Raw genomic sequence first — 19,401 nt, forward strand, 5'->3', positions numbered from 1 at the left:
TTAATCCTGCCCGATTCTGCAATTTTATTGCTCGGAACAGATGCAGAACAGGGAATTAAATACCTGTAAACATGATATTTACTCTTTCCTGCATATTCCGTTACCTACAAATACCGAACCGTGCTGGGACCGGCGTGCAATATCGGACAGAATGTCATGGTCGCCGCGGACGTGATACTGGGCCGTCAGGTAAAGGTGCAGAACAACGTGTCGATCTATTCGGGCGTGATCTGCGAGGATTATGTTTTTCTGGGCCCTTCGTGCGTATTCACCAACGTCAAGAATCCCCGAAGCGAGATCTCGCGCAGGGAGCAGTATAAAACCACCCGCGTGCGCCGGGGCGCCACCGTCGGGGCCAATGCCACCGTCGTATGCGGGGTCGAGATCGGCCGGTACGCCTTCGTGGGCGCGGGGCGGTCGTTACGCATTCGGTCCCCGATCATGCCCTCGTTGAGGGGGTGCCCGCACGCGTGGTCGGATGGATGAGCCGCTTGGGGCACAGGCTGGAATTCGACGAAGCCGGCAGGGCCGTGTGCCCGGAGTCGGGACGCAGTTATCGCAAGGTCAATGAATGTGTCTATGAAGAAGATGATATATGATCGGCTGACCGGTCGGGAAACGTCGCTGGCCGTGATCGGGCTGGGATATGTAGGCGTGCCCGTAGCGCTGAGGTTTGCCCGGTGTTTCGATGTGGTGGGGTACGATATGGATGCCCGCCGTATCGAAAAACTGCGTGAAAAGTACGGCGCCGGCTGCGGGAGCATCCGTTTCACCTCTTTGGAAGAGGAGTTGTCGCGGGCCGCATTTTATATCGTCACGGTGCTCACCCCGGTCGATGAGCGCAAGAATCCCGATCTGACCTGTCTTGTCGAGGCCACGCGCACCGTAGCGCGCTATCTGAAGCGGGGCGATTATGTCGTGTATGAATCCACGGTCTACCCCGGATGCACCGAGGAGGTGTGCGTGCCGCTGCTCGAAAAAGGCTCCGGGCTGAAACTCGGTGCGGATTTCAAGGTGGGCTACTCGCCCGAACGCATCAATCCCAACGATTCGGAGCATACCTTCTCGAACACCGCCAAAATCGTGTCGGCGAACGACGGGCAGGCGCTGGACGAGGTCGCGCGCGTATACGCGGAGGTCGTGGCGGCCGATCTCTGCCGGGCGTCGGGCATCCGGGTGGCCGAGGCGGCCAAAATGGCGGAGAACGTGCAGCGCAGTGTCAACATCGCCCTGATGAACGAATTGCAGCGGCTGTTCTCGCGCATGGGAATAGATATGGGCGAGGTCATCGATATGGCTTCGTCCAAATGGAATTTCGTAAAGTACAGACCGGGACTGGGCGGCGGACATTGCATTCCGGTCGATCCGCTCTATCTTGTATCGGCCGCTTCAAAGCTGGGGGTCGAGATGCCCGTCACGAGTTCGGGCTGCGCCGTGAACGACGGCATGGCGGCGTACGTGGTGCGGTCGCTGCTTGGGGCCATGGGAAGCGACGGTCGCGGCGCAAGGGCTTTGCTGATGGGGATTACCTATAAGGAAAACATCGACGACATACGCAACTCCCGGATCGCCGAGATGGTCGGACTGCTGGAGCGTGAGGGGCTGAGCGTGGATGTGACCGATCCCCATGCCGATCCCGATAAGGTTTATGCCATGTACGGAATTCGGCCGGTGCCGGCCCTCCGGCCGCCTTACGACCTGATTGTCGTGGCCGTGGCGCACGACGACTATCGCGGACTCGACGACGCTTATTTCCGCTCCATCTCCCGCGGGGCGGCCTTGTTGGGCGACATTCGCGGACTCTATAAGGGCCGGATCAAATCGCTCGGATACTGGAGCCTGTAAAACGGGCCGCCGGGCCATCCGGTACGAGGCATGAAACAGCACTCCACCCCTCAGATCGGAAATGCAGGCAGGAGCCGCACGCTGCAGGCCTTGTGGCTGGCGCTGGCCAATCTGTTGTCGCTGAGCGTGACGCTGGTCATGCAGGCGGTGCTCTGCCGTTACATGACCACGTCGGAGTACGGTACTTACAGTCAGGTGCTGTACGTCTATAACACCCTGCTGGTCGTCTTTTCGCTGGGACTCCCCCAAGCGTACTCCTCTATTTTACCTCGCCCGCGTGTCGCCGGAGGAGGGGAGGGATGTCGTACGCAAACTGAACGGGCTGTTTCTGCTTCTTGCGTCCGTTTTTTCGTGCATTTTGCTTTGGCAGGCCGCCGCCATAGCCGGAGTGCTCGGCAATCCGCTGCTGGCCGAGCCGTTGAGGCTGTTTGCCGCGGCGCCCATGCTGCTGATGCCGGTCTTGGGGGTGGAGAATATTCTGGTCGTCTACGGCAAGGCGCACCTCGTGGCCGTCTATGTGCTGATAAGCCGCGCCTTCATGATCGCATGCGTCGTGCTTCCGGTCGTGGTTTTCGACGCAGGGGTGTCGGGTGCGGTCGCCGGTTTCGTCCTCGCGTCGCTGGTCACATGCGTTGCCGGGCTGAAGTTGTCGTCCGTGCCGTTCCGCAATGTATCTCCGGTGAAGAGCCGGCTGACGGTCCGGGAGCTGCTCCGGTTTTCGATGCCGGTGTTTGCTTCGAGTATGTACGGATTCGTGATCGGTTCGGCGAGCCAGTTCCTCGTAAGCCGCTATTTGGGCGTCGAGGATTTCGCCCTGTTCGCCAACGGATACCGCGAACTTCCGCTGGCCGGAATGATTATCGGTGCCGCGGCCGGTGTGCTGCTGCCGGAATTTTCGAGGATGTCGGTGGAAGGGGCCGACGGCGGGCAGTTTGTCCGGTTGTGGCAGGCGGCTGTCCTCAAGTCCTCGGCGATCATTTATCCGTTGTCCGTATTCTGCTGCGTTTTCGCTCCTGAGATCATCTGTCTGCTGTATGGGGAGGGGTATCGGGAAGCGGCCGGCCTGTTCCGGATCGTCACCCTCGTCAATCTGGCGCGTATCATGCCCTACGCCCCCGTCCTGTTTGCACTGGGGCGGGGAAAAGCCTTTGCCCGTGCGCACCTTGTCACCGCTCTGCTCATCGTCGGTCTCGAACTCTGGTGCGTCATGGTGTTTCCGTCCCTTTGGGCTATTGCGGCCATTGCCACGGGCTGTACGTTTTTCTGTCTGTTCCTGCTGATGACGACCACCGCCCGCGTGCTGGGCACTTCGCTTGCGGGGCTGATGCCGTGGAGGATGCTGACGATCGTGCTGCTCGTATCGGCCGCGGCCTGCACGGCGGCCAGGCTGGCTGTCTTGCTGACCGGGATGACGCATCATCTTGTCGTCGTTTCGGTGGGCTTCGCCGTCTATCTGTCGTTGTACCTGCCGTTTGCGCAGCGGGCCGGAATCTGCTATATGGAGTTGTTCGGACCGGTGCTCGCGAAATTGCGGCCGAACCGGACGTAAGGGCTTCGCGGCTTCCCGTTTTCGGCCGCCGTCTCGCGTTTTCGACTGCCGGAGCGGAGCGCCGGATTTCGGTTAGGGGCGGAGATTCCGATGCCGGGCCGGCCCGGCATCGGCGTCAGTGCTGTTTCAGGGCTTCCTGCCCTGCCAGATATTTGAGCAGCCGGCCGACCTGATTCTTCCGGCTGTACTGCCGTATCTTGTCCCAGTCGCGGGGCAGCACCTCCTTGTTCTTCCAGATGGAATAGCAGCGCAGGAGCATCCGCTTGACCTGCTCGTTGTCCGTTTCGTCCGCGGTGAAACCCGCGCGCGTCTCCTTCAGCAGGTCGGCGATGACGTCGTCGGGATCGCAGATGGCGAGGATCGGTTTGTTGGTGGCGAGGTAGTCGAACAGCTTGCCCGTGTAGACGCCTTTCCGTCCTTTGGGATGCACGACGACCAGCGTGTCGGTCTCCAGCGATTTCCTGATGGCTTCGTCGTGATCGACCTGCCGGATCTGGAATACGTTCTGCCTGATGTTTTCGGGAACGGCCAGCGGCGAGGTGTTTCCTATGATGAGGATGCGGCTGTCGGAGGGAAGCGCTCCCTCGGCGACCAGTTCGGAGAAGGCTCCGAACCATTTGTCCGGAGTGATCGAATTGTAAAAATGGCCGATGAACGCCATGGTGTAGACGGGCTGAAAAGAGACGTCGTGCACCTCTTCGTAATCGTACCCGTTCGTTATCTCGATAACCTTGTCGATCCCTCCGCCGATTTGTTTGAAATCTTCGACAAGGGGTGCGGATACCGACAGGATCAGGTCCGCATCCTTGAGTATTCTGCGCTCGTAGAAGAGGAGCCGCCGGCTGTTTATCGGCAGGAGCCAAGGCCACTTCGACATCTCGTCGCGCATGTCGGCGATCCAGTAAAACGGCGTTTTTCTGTGCAGCCTGTATGCGATCCGGTGCGAAGAGAGATGACCGTATGAACTTAATACGACATCGAACCGCCGGCTTTTTGCGAGTTTTCGCGCCTTCTTGCTGGCTTTGAACTGCCATATCCGTTTGTAATCGAGGAACAGCCGGAACTGCAGGGCCGACAATATGCGTCTGAAAGCCCATTTCTTTCTGCGCTGCAGGAGGGATTCCTGTTTCGACGAGGTTATCACCGGGTCTTTTACATAGTGGACCTCGCAGCCGTTCCACATCACCGTTTCATCGCGGTCCCCTTCGGTTATGACGGTCACCGAATGTCCCGCCTCCCGGAAATACCGGGCGAAGGCGTTGAGCCTGAATGCGGCGATGCGGTTGTGGGGATAGAAGTGATTGCAAACGATCAGTATATTCATCTTCAATTAAAAACATATTCCGTCGGCGGGGCGGAAATTCATTTCTCTGCGGGGCCGGCGTTCTCTTGTTTTCCGGCGATCACGAATTCGATTTCGCGGAACAGGTATTCGTGCCGCGTGCCGTCGGCATGGCGCAGGATCAGTTCGCCGGAGGGAAGCACGCCTTCGATCGCGGCCTGAAACAGCGTGCCGTCGGGCAGCCGGTAGGGGTGCTGTTCGCCCAGCCGGTACATTCGTTCGCGGTAGGCGTGCTGGAGGGTCTCCTTTTCGCCCCGTTCGAGCTGGGCGTAACGCCGCAGGCAGCGGACCAGAAAGGTTTCGAGCAGCCGGCTGCGGTTGAACTTGCGGCCCCCGGCCTGCGCGAGGGAGACGGGGTTGGGCAGCGCGGGGTCGAACGCCGTCTGGTTGACGTTGATGCCGATGCCGGCGATCGTGCGGGAGAGGGAGGCTCCCGCATGGTTGTGTTCGATCAGGATGCCGACCAGTTTCCTGTCTCCGATGTAGATGTCGTTGGTCCACTTGATGCGGGTGTCGATGCCGTAGGCGGCGAAGGTGTCCGTGAGGGCCAGCGTCACGGCTTCGGAGAGCAGGAACTGCTCCCCGACGGGAAGGAACCGGGGTTCGAGCACCATCGAGAAGGTGAGGTTTTCACCTTCGGGGCTGGTCCACGTATGTCCCCGCTGGCCGCGTCCGGCGGTCTGCCGTTCGGCCCAGACGATGTCGCCGTGGCGGTATTTCGCGTCGCGGGCCTCGTCGTTGGTCGAGGTGGTTTCGTCGATACGGTAGATCATGAATTATTCATTTTGTCGTGGGTGGGATTTTCGGGAGGGCGACGCGATCAGACGGACACGCCGAAGTCGCGCAGGGCGTCGTTCAGCGAGGTCTTCTTGTCGGTCGATTCCTTGCGCTGGCCGATGATCAGGGCGCAGGTGATGCTGTATTCGCCTGCCGGGAACTGTTTGCGGTAACTGCCGGGAACGACCACCGAGCGCGGCGGAACGTAGCCTTTGTAGGTGACGGGCTCCGGTCCGGTGACGTCGATGATGTGGGTCGAACCCGTGATGACGGTGTTCGAGCCGAGCACCGCCTCGCGGCAGACGTGCGCGCCTTCGACCACGATCGAACGCGAACCGATGAAGCAGTTGTCCTCGATGATTACGGGTGCGGCCTGTACGGGTTCCAGCACTCCGCCGATGCCCACGCCGCCCGAAAGGTGGACGTGTCTGCCGATCTGCGCGCAGGAGCCGACCGTGGCCCACGTGTCGACCATCGTGCCCGTGTCCACGTAGGCGCCGATATTGACGTACGAGGGCATGAGGATCGCTCCGGGAGCGATGTAGGCGCCGTAACGCGCTACGGCGTGGGGCACGGCGCGCACGCCCAGCTGTTCGTAGCCGTGCTTAAGCTCCATCTTGTCGTACCACTCCAGCTCGCCCGCTTCCATTTTGCGCATGGGCTGGATCGGGAAATAGAGGATGATGGCCTTCTTGACCCATTCGTTCACCTGCCACTGGCTTTTCTCCGGATCTACGGGCTGCGCCGTGCGCAGCTCCCCCTTGTCCACCAGTTCGACGGTTTGCCGCACGGCCTGCCGCACGGACTCCTCCCTGAGCAGCTCGCGGTTTTCCCAAGCCTGCCCGATTATCTCTTTCAGTTCGCTGTACATAATTTTCCGAGTGTTTTTGCAAGCCAAAGTTACGCAAAAACTTCGATCCGCAGGCCGAACTATCTTATTTTTTCCTAACTTTGCCCCGATATATACCCAAACCGTATAGTTATGATGAGATTACCGCGCATGGCGGCGGCCCTCGCGGGCGCCGCGGCGATACTGACAGGCTGCAACGACATGAAACAGATAAAACACATGCCCTATCCCCGGACGGAGCGCACCGACGTGACCGATAATTACTTCGGGACGGAGGTGCCCGATCCTTACCGCTGGCTCGAAGACGACAACTCCGAGGCGACGGCGGCGTGGGTGAAGGCCCAGAACGTCGTGACGCAGGATTACCTGTCGCAGATTCCGTTCCGCGGCGCGATCCGCGAACGGCTGACCGAATTGTGGAACTATCCCAAAGAGGGCATTCCGGCCAAACACGGCGACGCATGGTATTATTTCTACAACGACGGACTGCGGAACCAGTCGGTGCTCTACCGCACCGCGCAGCCGGGCGGGGAGGGCGAAGTGTTCATCGACCCCAATACGCTTTCGGAAGACGGTACGGTGGCCCTTTCGGGCGTGACCTTCTCCAAGGACGGCAAATACTGCGCCTACTCGGTCGCCGCATCGGGTTCGGACTGGGTCGAAATCCGTGTGATGAACACCGCCGACCGTACGCTGACTTCGGACCGGATCAACTGGGTGAAGTTTTCGGGAGCCGAGTGGGCGCCCGATTCCAAAGGATTCTATTACAGTGCGTACGACGCTCCTCAGAAGGGCGTTTTCTCGTCGCAGAACCAGTTTCAGAAGGTCTACTACCACCGCCTCGGCACGCCCCAGTCGGCCGACCGGCTGATCTATGCCGACGCGGAGCATCCGCTGCGTTATTTCAGCCCGTGGCCCAGCAAGGACGGGCAGTGGCTCTTCATCGTGGCTTCGGAGGGTACGTCGGGTACTGAAGTGCTCTATAAAAAGGTTTCCGAACCGAAATTCCGCACCTTGCTGCCGGGTTTCGACGCCGACTATGCGCCCGTCGAGTGCCGGGACGGCCAGCTCTATTACGTGACCAACCGCGACGCGTCGAACTACGCGCTGATGAAGGTGGACCTGAACGACCCGTCGAAGGTTTCGACCGTGATTCCCGAAAGCGGCGGGAAGCTGCTGGAGGGCGTCGGCTCGGCCGGAGGGTATCTTTTCGCCACCTATCTCGAACATGCGCAGAGCAAGGTCTGCCAGTACGGTTTCGACGGAAAACTCGTACGCGAGGTCGAACTTCCGGCCATCGGCACGGTGAGCGGTTTCGACGGCGAGAAGGACGATACGGAGCTTTACTATTCGCTGACCAACTACATCGCGCCCGCCACGATCTACAAATACGACATCGCCGGCGGCGCATCGACGCTCTATAAAGCCCCCGCGGTGAATTTCGATCCCTCGCTGTTCACGACCGAACAGGTGTTCTACACCTCGAAGGACGGCACGAAGGTTCCGATGTTCATCACCCGCCGCAAGGATATGAAACTCGACGGCGGGAATCCCTGCTACCTCTATGCCTACGGCGGCTTCCAGATCAACCAGACGCCCACGTTCAGGCCCTCGGCCATGATGTTCGTCGAGCAGGGCGGCATCTACTGCGTGGCCAACCTGCGCGGCGGTTCGGAATACGGCGAAGCGTGGCACAAGGCGGGCATGCTCGAAAACAAGCAGAACGTTTTCGACGACTTCATCGCCGCGGCCGAGTACCTGATCGCCGAAAAATACACTTCGTCGGACAAGCTCGCCATTGCGGGCGGTTCGAACGGCGGCCTGCTGGTCGGCGCCTGCGAGGTGCAGCGTCCCGACCTCTATGCCGTCTGCCTGCCCGCCGTGGGCGTGATGGACATGCTCCGCTACCACAAATTCACGATCGGCTGGGGCTGGGCCGTGGAGTACGGATCGAGCGAAAACGAGGAGCAGTTCGACTACATTTATAAATATTCGCCGCTGCACAACATCCGCGAGGGTGTGAAATACCCCGCGACGCTCGTGACGACGGCCGACCACGACGACCGCGTCGTGCCGGCGCACTCGTTCAAGTTCGCCGCCCAGATGCAGCACTGTCAGGCCGGCGATGCGCCGGTGCTGATCCGCATCGAGTCGAATGCGGGCCACGGGGCAGGCAAACCCACTTCGAAACGTATCGCCGAGGAGGCGGACACCTATTCGTTCCTGTTCCAGAATATCGGAGTGCCTTACAAAGAGGTGAAAAAACAGAAATGATCCGGGCGGAAGCCCTGTCGCGCCGCGGCAAACGCCTCCTGCGTGAGGCGTTGGGGTGCGGTCGTTCGACGCGGCGTTCCGCCGCGGGAGTCCGGCGGCCGGTCGCCTTCGGACGGTAAAGAAGGTAGGTTAGGTTAAAAAGAGAGATAACATGAAGGTTTACAAATTTGGCGGTGCGTCGGTGCGTAATGCCGACGGAGTGCGCAACCTGCGCAAGATTATCGACGACGAGCAGAATCTCTTCATCATCGTTTCGGCCATGGGCAAGACGACCAATGCGCTCGAAAAGGTGTTCGAAGGACTTCAGAAGGGCGATAAACAGCTCTCCATGGAGCATGTCGCCGCGCTGAGGGAGTACCATGCGGGCATCATCGACGATTTGTGGCGCGGCCATAAACAGCTCGAACGGGTCGATGCGCTCTTCGACGAGCTGGAGCGCGTGGCCGTGGAAACGGTTTACAAACCCTCCGACGCCGAATTGTGGTACGATACGATCGTGGCCTTCGGCGAGTTGGTCTCGACGACGATCATCTCGGAGTATCTCAACTATGCCGGAGTGTCGAACCGCTGGATCGACATGCGCCGCTGTTTCCTCACCGAGCAGCGTCACAAGGACGCCGGGGTCGATATCGAAGCTTCGGCGCCGCTGCTGAAGGGCGCGCTGGCCGAGTGCGTCGAGAATATCTTTGTCGGACAGGGCTTTATCGGCGGTGCGCCCGACGGCACGACCACCACGCTGGGGCGCGAAGGCTCGGACTACTCAGCGGCCGTGGTGGCCAATATCCTCGACGCCGAGTCGATGGCCGTGTGGAAGGACGTGGACGGCGTGCTGAACGCCGATCCGAAGATTTTCCCCGACGCCGTGCAGATCGCCGAACTGAACTACCTCGATACGATCGAGCTGGCCTACAGCGGCGCGCAGATCATCCATCCCAAGACGATCAAACCGCTGCAGAACAAGAATATTCCGCTTTACGTGCGGCCTTTCGGCGACAAGCGCAAACCGGGCACCGTGATTCGCGGCATGTCGGCGCCGGTCGAGGTGCCGATCTTGATTCTCAAGAAGGATCAGGTGCTGCTGACGATCCGTTCGCGCGACTTCTCGTTCGTGCTGGAGGAGAAGTTCGCCACGATCTTCTCGCTGCTGGAGCGTTTCCGCATCAAGACCAATCTGATCCACAACTCGGCCGTGAACCTGAGCCTGTGCGTCGATAACTCGTGGCACATCGACGAAGCGATCGAGGCGCTGCGCGAAGCGGGCTTCGACGTGATGAAGGCCGAGAATATGGAGTTGCTGACCGTGCGCGGCTATACCGACGAGTTGTGGCGCAAGTACGCCCGCGGCCCGCAGGTCTTCGTGCGGCAGGCCACGCAGTCCACCGTGCGCGTGGTTCGCAAGAAGTAGTGGCGGACGGCTGCTGTCCGGGGCGCTTCCGCCCCGTCGGCTCTCCGGCTTTCCGGTTCTCCGGTTCTCCGGCTCTCCGGAGCTTCGGGCGGAATCCGGCTGTGGAGTTTTCGCCCGCGGTCCCGAAATTACGATACGAGAGCGGCCTTCATTGCGAAGGCCGCTCTCGTATCGTTTGCTCTCCTATCCCTGCCGCATGTTGCGCAGGATGGTCCATGTCGAGTCGTCGCGGATTTCGCCGCTGCGCTTCATGTTCCAGATCGTGCGGGCAATGTATTTCTCGATGTCGCGCTGGAGCCGCTTGTAAAGCGGACATTTGGTGTAGTTCTCGTTGTCGAGCAGCACGTCGCGGATCGACCGCAGCGAATTGGTGTAGTTCGACATCTCGTTCTTGAGTGCCACGCCCTGCTTTTTCGACGCGGTGATCTTGGCGATCGACATCTGCCGCAGTTTCTCGCATACGGAGTTGAGCAGGATCATCACCACGTTGTCCATCAGCGTGTGGCCGTGCATGAACAGGTAAGCGTTTTCGGGCGTCAGGCCCCGGCTCTTGAGCTGCTGTTCGAATTCGAGCATTGGGTCGATCATCTTCGGGTTGCGCCTGCGCAGCATCTCCTCGCGTTTGGCGACGTTTTTCTGCAGCCACGCCAGCGTTTTCTCGCCGTTGTTTTCGAGGTCGAGATAGCCGATGCGCACCGCCGACTTGAAGTCGATCAGCGGGAATACGTTCTCCGTGGCCAGCTGCGCCGAGTAGGCGTACCAGAGGAAAAGCGGGTAGATCGTGCAGGAGTATTCGTGCATGAAATGCACGAAATCGAAGATGCGCGTGTCGTTCTTGGTCGCCTTGACGCATACGTTGTGCAGCGAGGGGGCGTAGCAGAGGAAGTTCTCGGTGGCGTAGGCGTAGGTGTGGAACATGTAGCGGGCGGCGTTCACCTCGCGCGACTGCTCCGTGCGGTCGGCGAACAGGAAGTCGAAGTCCGAATCGACGCACAGGATCAGCTCCTCCGACGAGCGGGGGATCATCCCCATCAGCACCTTCTTCCCCTTGGGAAGGTCGGCGCGGTTGGGCACCGAGATTTCGAAGCGCAGGTAGGGGTTCTGGAAGTGGTCGAAGATGCCGCGCCAGAAGGCCACGTCTTCGTAGCCTTCTACGTAGACCTTCACCAGCCGCTGGTCGGGATTGGCCGGCAGCGGTTTGGGCAGCTCTTCGAGAGTCGCCGGGCGCGTGAAGGGATTGAATCTGCGCAGTTTGTCGCCGAACTTTTTAGCCATACGGAAACAAAGATAGTGATTTCGGCCGGAATTTCTTCCCAAGGCCGGGATTTTTTGCAGCGGCGGGGCGGCCGGTTCCGGTCCTCTGCGCCGGATCCCGTCTTTTGCGCTGGTTCCGGTCCTCTGTACTGTCGCGGTTCTTCTGTGTTGCCGTCGTTCTTCTGCGCTGCCGTCCTCTGCGCTGTCTCTTCTTTGCGCCGCTTCTTCTTTGCGTCGCTGTCGCTTTTTCTCCGGCTCCGCCTTCCCGCTTCCATCTACGTGTGGGCGTGCGCCGCCGTTTGAGGGCGGAATGCGCTCTTTTTCGCCGATCTCGGCCGTCGGGCGTGCACAACCGTAATATTTTATTATTTTTGCACAAAATAAGAGGTTCCGAAAGGACGTTTGATCTCTACTATTTCGAACAATATGGCGGACAACGATTGGAAAGCGAGGCTCGGAATGGTCTATTCGACCAATCCCGACTTCAACTATGAAACGACCGAAACACCGGAGGCGGAGACGCTTCCCCCGGCGCGGCAGGAGCTGCGCGTGTGGCTCGACCGCAAGCAGCGCGCGGGCAAGGTGGTGACGCTGGTCAAAGGCTTCGTGGGGCGGGATGCGGATTTGCAGGAACTGGCGCGTCTGCTGAAAACCAAATGCGGCGTCGGCGGCGCGGCCAAGGAGGGGGAGATCATCATTCAGGGCGACCATCGCGACCGTGTGGTCGAGATACTCACCAAGAGCGGCTACCGCTGCAAAAAAGCCGGTTCGTAGGTGAAGCGGCTGCTGCATATCCTCCTCTTGTTGTGCGCCCTCGGTTTCGCGCACGAGACTTCGGCCCAGTACTATACGTGGGGGTCGGACCCCGCGGGGCTGAAATGGAGCACGATCCGTACGCCCGACGTGCGGATGATCTATCCCGATACGGTTTCGGCCGTGGCGCGGCGTACGCTGTTCTACATCCGTACCGTCCGGCCCGACATTGCGTTCGGATTCCGTCACGGTCCGATGCGTATTCCCTTCGTCATGCACCCCGAAAATTTCCAGTCGAACGGACTGGTGATGTACCTCCCGAAACGTGTGGAGTTCCTCACCTCGCCCGCGATCGACGGCTATTCGATGCCGTGGTACAAACAGCTCGTGGCCCACGAGTACCGCCATGCCGTGCAGTACAACAACCTTGACCGGGGCGTTATCCGCGCCCTGAGCTATATTCTGGGGCAGCAGGGTTCGACCATCGGCCTGCTCTGCATGCCGATCTGGGCCATGGAGGGCGACGCCGTGATGTCCGAAACGGCCATGTCGTCGTTCGGCCGGGGACTTCAGCCCTCGTTCTCGCTGGGTTACCGCGCCATGGGCCGCGTAGGCCGCGACCGGAAGGACACGCGCGACCGCCGCAACATCGACAAATGGTTCTGCGGCTCCTACCGCGACTACATTCCCGACCATTACGAGCTGGGCTATCAGATCTGTTCCTACGCCTACGATCGCTACGGCGAGGTGGTCTGGGACAAGGTGGCGCGCTACGGCTCGCGTAACCCCTATGTGCTGGCCACGACGCGCGTCGCGCTCGAAAAATATTACGACACCAATGTCAGCCGGCTTTTCCGCGAGACGTTCGACGTGCTGGAGCGGCACTGGGAGTCGCTGCCGCAGGTCGAAGACAGCGCCGAGCCGCTGACGCCGATGCCCGCCGGCAATTACACGACCTACCAGTGGCCCCTGCCGCTCGACGCCGCGTCGGCGCTGGCGCTCAAGACCGACTACGACCGGCCGTCGCGTTTCGTGCGGCTCGACACCCGCACGGGCGAGGAGGAGGTGATCTGCTATACGGGGGCGGTTTCGACGCGCCCCGCCATGGCCGGCGGCCGCGTGTGGTGGACCGAGTATCGCCGTTCGAAACTCTTCGAACAGCGGGTCAATTCGCAGTTGTGCTACATGGATCTCTCCGACGGCACGCCCCGGATGGTCGTCGGACGCCGCAACGCACTCTATCCCACGCCGTCGGAGGATGCCGTCGCGTGGGTCGAATACAATCCCGACGGCCGCTATACGGTCGTCGTGCAGGGAAAGGAGGGCGCGGAGAAACGCTTTGCGACGCCCGACCGGTCCGAGATTCACGGACTGGCGTGGGACGATGCCACGCGGGGCTATTACGTCATCGTCACCGACGATTCGGGCATGTGGCTCGGCCGCATCGACGGCGACGGCGTGCATCCCGTTACCGAAGGCGCCTACATTACGCTGAGCAACCTCCGCGCGGGCGGCGGCAGGCTCTATTTCGGCTCGATCGCTTCGGGCCGGGACGAAGCCCATTGCTTCGACCTGAAGACCCGCCGCGAATACCGCATCACGACGTCGGCTTACGGATCGTTCATGCCGGTGCCGTGGCGCGACGGCGAGGGGCGGGAACGGGTGCTGCTGACCGCCTACGACAGGCGCGGTTACCATGTGGCGGCGCAGGACGCCGATGCCGACGCGCTGATCCCGGTCGCGCCTTCGAAACTGCCGCTCAACGTTGTGAATCCCGACCGCAAGCGGTGGGACGTCGTGAACCTCGATACGGTGCGTTTCTCGGCAGTCGATTCGCTGCGTCAGGAGGGGGTGTACCGCGCGAAGCGATACCGCAAGGTGCCCAATCTGGTGAATGTCCATAGCTGGACCCCCGTGGCCTTCAATCCCTTCGAGGCCGTGGACGAACACAATATCAACCTCAATCTGGGCGTCACCCTGCTTTCGCAGAATCTGCTGTCGAATACCGAAGCCTTCGCTTCGTACGGCTGGAACCGCAACGAAGGGGCGATTTTCAATCTGGGCGTGCGCTATTTCGGGCTGGGCGTCCGTCTCGACCTCGACGCTTCGTACGGCGGCAATCAGGTTTTCTATTCGGTGGGACAGTACGACGAGCAGACGGGAAAATACGAGTACCAGCAGCGTCCCAGCCCCGACAAGTACTACTCCGTGGGACTCTCCGCCACGCTTCCGCTCTATTTCCAGCGGGGCTATCACACGCGCCAGCTCTCCGTCACCTCCGGCTGGAACTACTCCAACGGCATGGTAGCCAATCTGGGTAAAATCGAATGGAACGCCGGACAGATCTCCAATATCCAGCGCATCGGTTTCCGCAAGGGACTGCACAAGCTCTCGTTCGGACTGGGGTACTCGGATCAGGTGCGCATGGCGCACCGCGACTTCGCGCCGCGCTGGGGCTATATGCTGAGCACCGCCTATACCTTCAACCCGGCCAACACCCATTTCAGCGACCTGATTTCGTTTTACGGACAGGCATACCTGCCCGGATTCGCGGCCCACAACTCGCTGAAGGTGGCCGCTACTTACCAGACCTCGATCGGCGGCTACAAATTTCCGTCGGGATACGCGCCGCTGAGCTATCGCTCGACGCGCCTTATTCCGCGCGGATATACCTCGTCGGATATTATTTCGAACAACTACACGGCCTTCTCGGCCGACTACCAGCTGCCGGTGTGGTATCCCGAAGGGGGTATCGGCTCGGTGCTGTATTTCAAGCGCATCCGGCTCAACGTCGGCGGCGATTACGCCCAGTTCCGCGACGTGGGCCGCGGAGGGATGAAGTGGCGGCGCATCTGGTCCGTGGGCGGCGACATCGTATTCGATATCAATGCGTTCCGCCAGCCCGCATCGGCGACTTCGACCTTCAAGCTGTCGGTCTATCGTCCCGCAAACGGCGGCGTGTGGTGGGCCGCCGCCGTGGGTCTTCCGTTCTGATTGCAATAAATTTCGTATCTTTAGCGCAAAATTAAGTCCTATGCCAAAGAAGAAAAAGACGGACGTGAGTCCGAAAACGATAAAATGGATCTGGTGTCTGGCCTTCGCGCCGTTCGCCCTGCTCTTCTTCATGCTGCTGCTGACCGCCTTCGGGCTGTTCGGTCGCATGCCTTCGTTCGAGGAGCTGGAGAATCCCCGCAGCAACCTCGCCACGGAGATCTATTCCGAGGACGGCAAGGTCATCGGCACCTTCTTCGTGCAGAACCGTTCCTACGTTCAGTACGCCGATCTTTTCCCGGACGATTCGACGCTCCATATCCGGCTCGGAGGACACGAGGTGCCGCCGATCGTCGCGGCGCTGATCGCCACCGAGGACGCCCGTTTCAGAACCCATTCGGGCATCGACATCCCTTCGCTGGCCCGTGTGGCCGTGAAGACCGTGCTGTTGCAGAACACCTCGCAGGGCGGCGGCTCGACCATCACGCAGCAGCTGGCCAAGAACCTCTTTCCGCGCGACACGGTGCGCAACCGCGGGCGGCTGGTCCGCAACGCCAAGCTCGTCACGTCGAAGCTCAAGGAGTGGATCACGGCCCTCAAGCTCGAATACAACTATACCAAGGAGGAGATCGCCGCCATGTACCTCAATACGGTGGAGTACGGCTCCAACGCCTACGGCATCAAGTCCGCGGCCCTTACCTTCTTCAACAAGGAGCCTCACGAGCTGAACGTGCAGGAGGCCGCCGTGCTGGTGGGCGTGGTGAACGCCCCGTCGCGTTATTCGCCGGTGCGCAATTACGACAACGCCCTCGCGCGCCGCAACCTCGTCATTTCGCGCATGGAGGACGCCGGGGCCATTACGCGCAAGCAGCGCGATTCGCTCAGCGCGCTTCCCATCGTCCTCAATTACCGTCCCGTGTCGCACAACGAAGGTACGGCGACCTACTTCCGCGAGATGCTGCGTCTTGTGATGAACGCCGAACGTCCCAAACGCAATCAGTTCTACAACGAGTGGGATTACGATCAGGCGGTGAAGGAGTACGAGGAGAATCCGCTCTACGGCTGGTGCCGCAAGAACCGCAAGGCCGACGGCACGCCCTACAACATCTACCGCGACGGCCTGAAGATCTATACCACGATCAATTCGACGATGCAGACCTATGCCGAGCAGGCCGTCCAGAAACAGATGGAATCGGTCATCCAGCCCCGCATGGACGCCCAGTACCGGCGCACCAAGACGCTCTTTATCGACGCCGACAAGGCGGAGCGCGAGCGCATCATGCGTCACGCCGTCCGCTATTCGGACCGCTACCGCGAGATGAGGAACGCCGGCGCGAGCGAGAAGGAGATCAACGCTTCGTTCGACAGACCCTGCTCGATGAAGGTCTTCACCTACAAGGGGGAACGCGATACGCTTATGACTCCGCGCGACTCGATCCTGCACCACAAGCGTATCATGCGGGCGTCGTTCGTGGCGCTCGATCCCCGTACGGGATATGTCAAGGCGTACGTCGGCGGCCCCAATTTCCGCTACTTCAAATACGACATGGCCAAGCAGGGCAAACGTCAGATCGGTTCGACGATCAAACCCTTCGTCTACACCTTCGCCATCGACCATCTGGGGCTGACGCCCTGCACGATGGTGCCCAACCTGCCCGTTACGATCGAGACGGCCAACGGCACGGCTTGGTCGCCCAAGGAGGCGGGCAAGGTCGAGTACGACGGCGTGATGCACCCCCTGAGCTGGGGTCTCGCCCGCAGCCGCAACAACTATTCGGCGTGGATCATGAAGCAGGCCAAACAGCCTGCGGCGGTCGCCGACTTCATCCACAACATGGGTATCCGCAGCTATATCGACCCCGTGCCGGCGCTGGCGCTCGGCTCGTCGGAATCGAACGTTTTCGAGCTGGTGAGCGCCTTCTCGACCTTCGCCAACGAGGGCGTGCATAACGACGCCATTTTCGTGACGCGCATCGAGGACCGGCAGGGCAACGTGATCGCCAATTTCATACCCCAGTCGCAGGACGCCGTCAGCGAGCGCACGGCCTATACGATGCTGACGATGCTGCAGGGCGTGGTGACGTCGGGTACGGCCGGCCGCCTGAACCGCGATTACGGCTTTTCGGGCGTGGAGATCGGCGGAAAAACCGGTACTTCGAACAAGAACCGCGACGCATGGTTCATGTGCGTGGCCCCGAAACTCGTGGCGGGCGCATGGGTCGGCGGAGAGGATCAGTCGGTGCATTTCGTATCGGGCGGCGAGGGCAGCGTGATGGCGCTGCCGATCGTGGGCGACTTCATGAAACGGGTCTACGACGACGGCCGTCTCGGCCTGAGCCGCAACGACCAGTTCATCCGCCCGGCGATGATGCCGCGCTACGACTGCGACGAGGAGACCGATCCTGAGGGACGTGTCCCGGATGCGGACGACGACAATTTCTTCGACTGAACAGAGTCGGCCGGCCGCTGTGCCGGCCGATTTTTTTGTCGTTCGCGCTGAAATCGCTATATTTGTCCCGGAGCTTCCGTGTACGGTCCGTCCGAGCGGGAACGATGATCATTTTTTAACTTTATCGAGATGAAGATTGCGATTGTGGGCGCCAGCGGTGCTGTGGGCCAAGAATTTCTGAGGATTTTGGAGCAGCGCGACCTGCCGATCGGCGAATTGCTGCTGTTCGGTTCGCAGCGCAGCGCGGGCCGTGTCTATAAATTCCGCGGAAAGGATATAACTGTCAAACTGTTGCAGCATAACGACGACTTCAAGGGGGTGGATTTCGCCCTCACTTCGGCCGGAGCCGGAACTTCGCGCGAATTCGCGGAGACGATCACCAGACACGGCGCGGTCATGATCGACAATTCGAGCGCCTTCCGCATGGATGCCGAGGTGCCGCTGGTGGTGCCGGAGGTCAATCCCGAAGATGCGAAGAACGCTCCGCGTCGCATTATCGCCAACCCCAACTGCACGACGATCCAGATGGTCGTGGCACTGAAGGCGATCGAGCAGGTGTCGCACATCCGCCGCGTGCATGTCTCGACCTACCAGTCCGCCAGCGGCGCCGGAGCCGCGGCGATGGACGAACTGGTGGAGCAGTACGCCGAGCTGGGCGCGGGCAAGGAGCCGACCGTCAATAAATTCGCCTTTCAGCTGGCTTACAACGTGATTCCCCATATCGACGTCTTTACGGACAACGACTATACGAAGGAGGAGATGAAGATGTTCCACGAGACGCGCAAGATCATGCATTCGGATATCGCCGTGTCGGCGACCTGCGTGCGTGTGCCGGTGATGCGCGCCCATTCGGAGAGCATCTGGCTCGAAACGGAGCGTCCCGTGTCGGTCGCCGAGGCCCGTGAGGCCTTTGCCAAGGCAAAGGGCGTCGTGCTGATGGACCAGCCTGCGGACAAAGTCTATCCGATGCCGCTCTTCATCGCGGGCAAGGACCCCGTCTACGTGGGCCGCATCCGCCGCGACCTGACCTGCGAAAACGGACTGACGTTCTGGTGCGTCAGCGACCAGATCAAGAAGGGCGCGGCGCTCAATGCCGTGCAGATTCTCGAAACGCTGATCTGAGCGCGCCGCAGCGGCAGCTGATTGAAAGGGAGACTTGACCGGTCTCCCTTTTTTTGCCGTTTCATGGGGTGTTGTCGTCGGAGAGTTTTCGTGCGGGCAGTCCGGATACGCCGCCCGGACAGCCTGCCCGCGAAGGCTGCCCTGAAATTCGGATGCGCTCCGGCTATTTCGAGAGCATAGCGAACAGGAGTCCGATTACGGGCAGATAGTCTTTCAGGGGAACGCGGAGCTGCGCATAGGCCCGCTGCATCTCGGATGCCACCTGCCGGGTCGAGATGTTGTATCGTTCGGCTATCTGCTGATAGGTGAGTCCCTCCTGACGGCTCGCCTGATAGACGGCCCGTGTCAGCTCCGGCATTTTGGCGAGTTCCCGGCTGAACAGTTCGATGATTTCCGACTGGAAGAGTTTTTTGGAAAGCTCGTCGCTGCTCAGGGAGTTCAGGCTGGATTGCAGCTTCCAGTAGGCGTCTTTGGTGATCTCGTTTTTGGCCCTGCGGAGCACCTCCTGCTCTTTGATGTGGTTGGCGCATCGGGTTCTCACGCAAAAGTAGATGTATCCCTTGATGTTTTCGGCCATATTCACCTGCTCCCGGTGTTCCCAAAGATACATGAAACTGTCCGTTACGATATCCTTCGCGATATCCGTATCGTGTACGTACCCGTATGCGATGCTGACAAAACGGTTTTTGTATTCGGAAAAGAACTTTCCGAATTCGTCCGAAGTCAGTACGGGTGTTTGTCTATCCATCTTTTATGCCGGGTAGGTTGAGGTCAAAGTTAGCATTTTTCG

The 19,401-nt window shown here is 60.4% G+C and carries 13 protein-coding genes and 1 pseudogene; 9 read left to right on the forward strand and 5 right to left on the reverse strand.

Annotated features, from left to right (window positions below):
• Nucleotides 1-120: 120 nt before the first annotated feature.
• From HMPREF9720_RS12070 to HMPREF9720_RS12080, 3 genes and pseudogenes are all read left to right on the forward strand, one after another.
• Nucleotides 121-599: pseudogene (locus HMPREF9720_RS12070) on the forward strand (acyltransferase); the annotation flags it as partial.
• A complete protein-coding gene (locus tag HMPREF9720_RS12075) occupies nt 580-1,845 on the forward strand; it encodes a nucleotide sugar dehydrogenase (RefSeq protein ID WP_009598676.1) in 1,266 nt (421 codons plus the stop codon). The pseudogene HMPREF9720_RS12070 and the gene HMPREF9720_RS12075, both read left to right, overlap by 20 nt.
• 358 nt (nt 1,846-2,203) lie before the next feature.
• Complete coding sequence (locus tag HMPREF9720_RS12080) at nt 2,204-3,394, forward strand: oligosaccharide flippase family protein (protein ID WP_244990095.1); 1,191 nt, start codon at nt 2,204-2,206, stop codon at nt 3,392-3,394.
• A gap of 115 nt (nt 3,395-3,509) precedes the next feature.
• Here HMPREF9720_RS12080 and HMPREF9720_RS12085 read toward each other — a convergent pair whose 3' ends face one another.
• From HMPREF9720_RS12085 to HMPREF9720_RS12095, 3 genes are read right to left on the reverse strand one after another with little or no spacing between them, the layout of a single operon-like run.
• Entirely contained in the window at nt 3,510-4,718 is a 1,209-nt protein-coding gene (locus HMPREF9720_RS12085; protein ID WP_039940626.1) for a glycosyltransferase, read from the reverse strand.
• Nucleotides 4,719-4,756: 38 nt separating this feature from the next.
• The gene (locus tag HMPREF9720_RS12090; protein ID WP_009598683.1) at nt 4,757-5,509 is read right to left on the reverse strand and encodes a biotin--[acetyl-CoA-carboxylase] ligase; all 753 of its coding nucleotides are present in this window, start codon (nt 5,507-5,509) and stop codon (nt 4,757-4,759) included.
• Nucleotides 5,510-5,556: 47 nt separating this feature from the next.
• Nucleotides 5,557-6,384 (reverse strand): 2,3,4,5-tetrahydropyridine-2,6-dicarboxylate N-succinyltransferase, encoded by an 828-nt coding sequence (locus HMPREF9720_RS12095; RefSeq protein WP_009598679.1) that lies wholly within the window; start codon nt 6,382-6,384, stop codon nt 5,557-5,559.
• A 111-nt stretch (nt 6,385-6,495) separates the two neighbouring features.
• Between HMPREF9720_RS12095 and HMPREF9720_RS12100 the strand changes: the two genes are divergently transcribed.
• Nucleotides 6,496-8,637, forward strand: coding sequence for a prolyl oligopeptidase family serine peptidase (locus tag HMPREF9720_RS12100; protein WP_039940628.1), 2,142 nt, complete (start codon nt 6,496-6,498; stop codon nt 8,635-8,637).
• 151 nt (nt 8,638-8,788) lie between these two features.
• The gene (locus tag HMPREF9720_RS12105; RefSeq protein WP_009598666.1) at nt 8,789-10,042 is read left to right on the forward strand and encodes an aspartate kinase; all 1,254 of its coding nucleotides are present in this window, start codon (nt 8,789-8,791) and stop codon (nt 10,040-10,042) included.
• A gap of 183 nt (nt 10,043-10,225) precedes the next feature.
• On the opposite strand, the gene HMPREF9720_RS12110 is transcribed toward HMPREF9720_RS12105, so the two are convergent.
• Nucleotides 10,226-11,317, reverse strand: coding sequence for a DUF4435 domain-containing protein (locus tag HMPREF9720_RS12110; RefSeq protein WP_009598685.1), 1,092 nt, complete (start codon nt 11,315-11,317; stop codon nt 10,226-10,228).
• Nucleotides 11,318-11,722: 405 nt separating this feature from the next.
• On the opposite strand from HMPREF9720_RS12110, the gene HMPREF9720_RS12115 reads away from it, so the two are divergent.
• From HMPREF9720_RS12115 to HMPREF9720_RS12130, 4 genes are all read left to right on the forward strand, one after another.
• The gene (locus HMPREF9720_RS12115; protein ID WP_014774936.1) at nt 11,723-12,070 is read left to right on the forward strand and encodes a translation initiation factor; all 348 of its coding nucleotides are present in this window, start codon (nt 11,723-11,725) and stop codon (nt 12,068-12,070) included.
• Complete coding sequence (locus tag HMPREF9720_RS12120; protein WP_009598680.1) at nt 12,071-15,043, forward strand: hypothetical protein; 2,973 nt, start codon at nt 12,071-12,073, stop codon at nt 15,041-15,043.
• A 40-nt stretch (nt 15,044-15,083) separates the two neighbouring features.
• Nucleotides 15,084-17,489 (forward strand): transglycosylase domain-containing protein, encoded by a 2,406-nt coding sequence (locus HMPREF9720_RS12125; RefSeq protein ID WP_009598687.1) that lies wholly within the window; start codon nt 15,084-15,086, stop codon nt 17,487-17,489.
• A gap of 129 nt (nt 17,490-17,618) precedes the next feature.
• Nucleotides 17,619-18,611: an aspartate-semialdehyde dehydrogenase gene (locus HMPREF9720_RS12130; RefSeq protein WP_009598670.1), complete on the forward strand. Its 993-nt coding sequence runs from the start codon at nt 17,619-17,621 to the stop codon at nt 18,609-18,611.
• A 163-nt stretch (nt 18,612-18,774) separates the two neighbouring features.
• On the opposite strand, the gene HMPREF9720_RS12135 is transcribed toward HMPREF9720_RS12130, so the two are convergent.
• Complete coding sequence (locus tag HMPREF9720_RS12135) at nt 18,775-19,359, reverse strand: RNA polymerase sigma-70 factor (protein WP_009598665.1); 585 nt, start codon at nt 19,357-19,359, stop codon at nt 18,775-18,777.
• Nucleotides 19,360-19,401 lie beyond the last annotated feature (42 nt).

Source organism: Alistipes sp. HGB5 (assembly GCF_000183485.2).
In the GTDB taxonomy this organism is placed as follows: domain Bacteria; phylum Bacteroidota; class Bacteroidia; order Bacteroidales; family Rikenellaceae; genus Alistipes; species Alistipes finegoldii.

What these genes read in the sequence shown, in the direction of transcription:
- HMPREF9720_RS12075 (WP_009598676.1), top strand. Translation starts at nt 580, where the DNA reads ATGAAGAAGATGATATATGATCGGCTGACCGGTCGGGAAACGTCGCTG.
- HMPREF9720_RS12085 (WP_039940626.1), bottom strand. Translation starts at nt 4,718, where the DNA reads ATGAATATACTGATCGTTTGCAATCACTTCTATCCCCACAACCGCATC.
- HMPREF9720_RS12090 (WP_009598683.1), bottom strand. Translation starts at nt 5,509, where the DNA reads ATGATCTACCGTATCGACGAAACCACCTCGACCAACGACGAGGCCCGC.
- HMPREF9720_RS12095 (WP_009598679.1), bottom strand. Translation starts at nt 6,384, where the DNA reads ATGTACAGCGAACTGAAAGAGATAATCGGGCAGGCTTGGGAAAACCGC.
- HMPREF9720_RS12100 (WP_039940628.1), top strand. Translation starts at nt 6,496, where the DNA reads ATGATGAGATTACCGCGCATGGCGGCGGCCCTCGCGGGCGCCGCGGCG.
- HMPREF9720_RS12105 (WP_009598666.1), top strand. Translation starts at nt 8,789, where the DNA reads ATGAAGGTTTACAAATTTGGCGGTGCGTCGGTGCGTAATGCCGACGGA.
- HMPREF9720_RS12110 (WP_009598685.1), bottom strand. Translation starts at nt 11,317, where the DNA reads ATGGCTAAAAAGTTCGGCGACAAACTGCGCAGATTCAATCCCTTCACG.
- HMPREF9720_RS12115 (WP_014774936.1), top strand. Translation starts at nt 11,723, where the DNA reads ATGGCGGACAACGATTGGAAAGCGAGGCTCGGAATGGTCTATTCGACC.
- HMPREF9720_RS12125 (WP_009598687.1), top strand. Translation starts at nt 15,084, where the DNA reads ATGCCAAAGAAGAAAAAGACGGACGTGAGTCCGAAAACGATAAAATGG.
- HMPREF9720_RS12130 (WP_009598670.1), top strand. Translation starts at nt 17,619, where the DNA reads ATGAAGATTGCGATTGTGGGCGCCAGCGGTGCTGTGGGCCAAGAATTT.
- HMPREF9720_RS12135 (WP_009598665.1), bottom strand. Translation starts at nt 19,359, where the DNA reads ATGGATAGACAAACACCCGTACTGACTTCGGACGAATTCGGAAAGTTC.